This is a genomic window from Sulfurovum sp., from assembly GCF_041551015.1.
In the GTDB taxonomy this organism is placed as follows: domain Bacteria; phylum Campylobacterota; class Campylobacteria; order Campylobacterales; family Sulfurovaceae; genus Sulfurovum.
On record NZ_JBFENQ010000124.1, the window covers coordinates 1 to 5,002 of the forward strand.

Genomic DNA, 5,002 nt, shown 5'->3' on the forward strand with positions numbered 1-5,002 from the left:
ATAAACGTTGTTATGGCCATGACAATGGCAAATAATATCCCAGCAATTGAGATCCATGATTGAAAATAAAAATGTTGTTCCTGAAATTCTAAGAAATTGAAGCCATCAGCATTCCAATCTACAAATACAAATATAATTGAAAGTAAAAAGAGTATAGAAAAGAGATACCAGATTTTCTTCATCACATCATCCTACCTTAAATAAGAATTCATGTAGCTACCCAATCAACTTAAACATAAATATTAATTATAGAATAGATAACTTTATAAAGTTTAACGACTAAACTAACAAAATTAGCTATCAACTACTATCTATTTATTTGATCCTAATTCTTCCATTAGTAAATACTCGCATTGTTTTACATCTTTCTCTTCAGCGCTTACTGAGATTTGGTACAAAAAATACATAACAATTAATATAGCTAGGGTATTTGCCCATCTGTGTATTGTTCTAGTCATTCTATCTCCTATTTAATCTGTATAATTAATTTAGTATTATGTAATAAAGTATTATACATGTTTATAATTAATATTTATGTTTTATGGATGCTTCCATTTCCCTATTTTGCCTAACTACACCAGAAAACTAGACCTCAGACTCATTTATTTTTTATTATAAAGAATGAAAATGATAGAGTCAGAAATCGGGTCTTTTTTATAGTCTTTCTAGATCGTTTCAATCTGCTTTCCTTGGACAAATTTTTTTGAATAAGACTTAAAATTATTTAAAATGTCACGTAGAAGTAAATTTCTAGAGAAATTGATAACAACCTGTCTAATTATCATAAAAAATGTAGTCATGTTTTTGCATTAATTATTATAAAGTCTTATGAAAAACAGTTATAATTATTTATGATAAAGTTTATTTTAATATTATTATCTGTTTCTTATGTATACAGTGCCAATTGGCTTATGATACAAGGTACAGAAAGTTTAGCGACAGAAGATCATCATTTATGGGGTTTTGGACAATTAAGATATATCCATAACAAAGGTAATCTTTATGAAGCCAATGGGGTAAATAAAACTCCCTTTTCATTGAACAAACCTGATCTAAAAAAGCAAGAAACATTCATACTTTCACGTTTAAGAATTGGATTAAGAGGAAAACTTGATAATGAAAATACAATCAACTATTTTATACTTACAGAATTTGGTGAAAACGGGATAACTAATCCTATAGGATATCGACAGCACAATTATGTGACAGACATATCTGTCACATTGAGATATATGCCGATCAATATTAGACTTGGACAATACAAATACCCTGGTAGTGAAGAGGGTTTTATGGCAAGATTTACTTCTCCTTTTATACAGTTTACAACTGTAAGTGACCAACTGATGCTAGAGAGATATATCTCTCCTCAAGTAGTAAATGGAACTATATACCTTGGACTACCAGTACACTCAGTAGGAGCATACAGGGACAGTGGCATACAACTTTTTCAACAAGTCAATCTGAACAAAACAAGCTCGATATCATATGCATATATGTATGGACTAGGTGCAGGGTTACAGATGAATAATGTAAACGATTCTCATCCCACACACTATTTTTATTCTGCATATGAAAAGATACTCGGTAATGTCAAAGGTTATAATACAGAGTCTTTCAAATTTTATGGATGGTATCAAAAAGGAAAAAGGAAACTATTGGATGAACTGTATGATAGAACAAGGTATGGCATAGGTTTAACATATTATGATGGATCAATAAGAGTTGAAAGTGAATACATGAGAGGAAACGGTATGATCTATACAGGTGCAAAAGATACAAATTCCAACCCTTCAGACAATGAGTGGCAATTTGAGATAGAGGCTGACAATAACAATAAAGCTGATGGTTATTATATCGCTGCAACTTATAAATTAAAGCCTCATATTGAAGCCATTGCCAGATATGATGAATATCGCAGAATGAAAAATGTAAGTACCAAAAAGAGGATCATTAAAAACACTACTATTGGATTTTCATATAAATTTGAGGGTCTAAACAGGATTGATTTTAACTACACTTTTTCAAATGCTTACGCTCCGTATAATACTACTGCACAATACATACTGAACAATACCGGAGATATAGCAAGAATTCAATTAACATGGGTATACAAATGATTTCTAATCAACCAAGTTCAAAAAATATAATCTTAACAATAATGGGATTTATTACCATTGTTTTTTTAAGTCATAAACTACTCAATATACGTACAGATGCACTTATCAAAGACAAGTATACCAATGTTGCCAAAGAGATGCAATTTACAACCCAATCTTATATTGATGCAAAAAAAGAGTCAATTTTATTTATAGCACTCTCTCTTGCACATGACCAAAGATATATCAATGCAATTACTTCATCAGGCAAAGCGAATTATGAGCTAGATACATTTTCTAAAAACCTACGCCTTAATACAAAGTATCAAAATGTATGGATCCAAGTCTCTGATAACAAAGGTATAAGTCTATATAGGAGTTGGACAGACAAACATGGTGATGACCTAACTAAAGTGCGTAAAGACATTAAACAGATGATTCGTAATCCAAAAATAATGTTAACCATAAGCACAGGTATTTATGATATGGCTTTTAAAGCTATGGTTCCAATATTTAAAGATAACGAATTTATGGGTACCATTGAAGTCATTTCAAAGTTTAACTCTATAGCTGAACAATTATTAAATAAAGGATTTGAACCTGTATTAGTTGTGGATAAAACATATCATGATCAGATCAAAAAACCTTTTACAAAAATGTTTTTAGGTGATTATTATATTGCAAATTTAAATGCTTCTGAATCAAATCTAAACTATATTCAGAATTTTGGTATTGAAAAACTACTTCATGATAAAAATACATATATAATTAATCACAAAAACAATAGATTTATCACTAAATATATACAAAAAGATATATATGGCAATGATATGGGATATTTTATTTTATTCCACCCATTAGATAAAATTGATTTGAGTCATATCTACTTTTTTCACAATTCAATGCTACTTTTTATCTCCTTTCTCATTATTGGTATATATTTAATATTACAACTGCTTAGTTCAAAACATAATAAAGAAAAAACTGATTTGAGAAATCAGCTTTTATCCAAAGAAGTAGCAGAGAAAAATATTGAATTAGAAGAGCAACATAATTTTTTACAAAACGTGATTAATGGGATAGATCAATCTGTAATGGTTATCGATAAGGAGTATAATGTTTTATTGGCAAATGATGCTGCCAAACAGTATAGTAATAACAGTATACTGCCAGATATATCACAATCAAAATGCTATGAATTGTCACATCATCAGGATCATCCATGTGATGGTGATCAACATGAATGTCCGCTCATAGATACTTTTGATAAACAAGAAAGTATTCAAAGAGTGCATAAACATATCACATCTTCAGGAGAAGAACAATTTGTTGAACTAACAACAACACCACTATATAATAAAAATCATGAACTATATGCCGTCGTAGAGTTAGGTCACAATATTACAGAACATTTAAAAACACAAAAAGTACTTCAAGAACAAAAAGATGAGCTTGATTATCAGGCACATTATGATGCTTTGACTTCACTTCCAAATAGAGTACTGTTTTTAGATAGGCTAAAGCATTCCATGGAGATTGCTAAACGTTATAACAGTCAAGTTGCGTTAATTTTTATTGATTTAGATCATTTTAAAGAGATCAATGACTCAATAGGTCATCATGCAGGTGATTATATACTTCAAGAATGTGCAAGAAGGTTGCAAAGTATGCTACGAAAAAGTGATACTGTGTCAAGGTTCGGTGGTGATGAGTTTACAATTATTTTAGAAAAAATGCACAATGAAAGTCAGATTGTCGATACAATACAACTCATCCTCGATAAACTTCAAGAACCCTATTTTTATGAACATAGAAAATTATACAGTGGTGCTAGTATTGGAATAAGTATCTATCCAGAAAATGGCTCCACCCATCAAGAGTTATTAAAGAATGCTGATGCTGCTATGTACAAAGCAAAAGAAAAGGGTAGAAATACATACAGTTTTTATACACAAGCTATGACAAAAAAAGCTCATGAAAGAGTTATTCTGGAAACTAAACTCAGAGAAGCACTTAAGCGTGATGCATTTACTCTATATTATCAACCTATTATCAATATGAATACAAATAAAGTTATTGGGTATGAGGCATTGCTTCGATGGATAGACTTAGATGGTACTATCATATACCCAGCTAACTTCATATCCACTGTTGAACAGACAGGACTTATTATTGATATTGGGAAAGCCATATTAAAAAGTGTTTTTTTACAAGCAGTCATATGGAAAAAAATAAATATTGACTATGAAAAGATATCAATTAATATTTCTCCTAAACAGCTGAAAGATCCTGAGTTCTTACCTTTTATTGAAAAACTACTACAACATACTAAATGTGATCCTGATTGGATTGAATTTGAGATAATTGAAAGTTTTATCATCGGAGATATTGTTGAAGCGATAAATATTCTCAAAAAAATTAGAAAAATAGGTATCAATATAAGTTTAGATGATTTTGGTACAGGTTATTCATCATTATCGTATCTTAAAAGACTCCCAATAAACAAACTAAAAATTGATAAATCTTTTATAGATGATATACCTTTTGATGAAAATGATAAGATGATTACAAAGACTATTATTAATCTTGCAAAAGATATGAATATTACTGTACTGGCTGAAGGTGTTGAAACAAAAGCTCAAGAGACATTTTTGTTAAAGAACAAGTGTGATTTAGCACAAGGATACCTCTATGATAAGCCTTTATCTATTGATGAAATAAATAACAAATGGAAAACTAATTAGATTTTGTTTGAAATTAAAAAAAATAGTGTCGTGGGACAAATTTGGGACAAAAAATTAGACACGCGGTGAAAAAACTGGAAAATATAAATACGTGAATTATTTTGATTAATCTTCTGGAAGCTAAGTAAATAAGGGGATTGTTTATTGTTTTAATGGTGTCAA

The 5,002-nt window shown here is 29.9% G+C and carries 3 protein-coding genes; 2 read left to right on the forward strand and 1 reads right to left on the reverse strand.

The features are described 5' to 3' along the window. On the reverse strand, positions 1–182 hold a 182-nt coding region (locus tag ABZC96_RS08125; protein WP_373030351.1), incomplete at its 3' end, for a hypothetical protein. A gap of 729 nt (positions 183–911) precedes the next feature. Between ABZC96_RS08125 and ABZC96_RS08130 the strand changes: the two genes are divergently transcribed. Together ABZC96_RS08130 and ABZC96_RS08135 are read left to right on the forward strand one after the other, a co-directional pair. Next, positions 912–2,117: a hypothetical protein gene (locus tag ABZC96_RS08130; protein WP_373030353.1), complete on the forward strand. Its 1,206-nt coding sequence runs from the start codon at positions 912–914 to the stop codon at positions 2,115–2,117. Further along, on the forward strand, positions 2,114–4,840 hold the full coding sequence (locus ABZC96_RS08135) for an EAL domain-containing protein (RefSeq protein WP_373030354.1): 2,727 nt from the start codon (positions 2,114–2,116) through the stop codon (positions 4,838–4,840). The genes ABZC96_RS08130 and ABZC96_RS08135 overlap by 4 nt, the downstream gene beginning before the upstream one ends. The last annotated feature ends 162 nt before the right edge of the window (positions 4,841–5,002 follow it).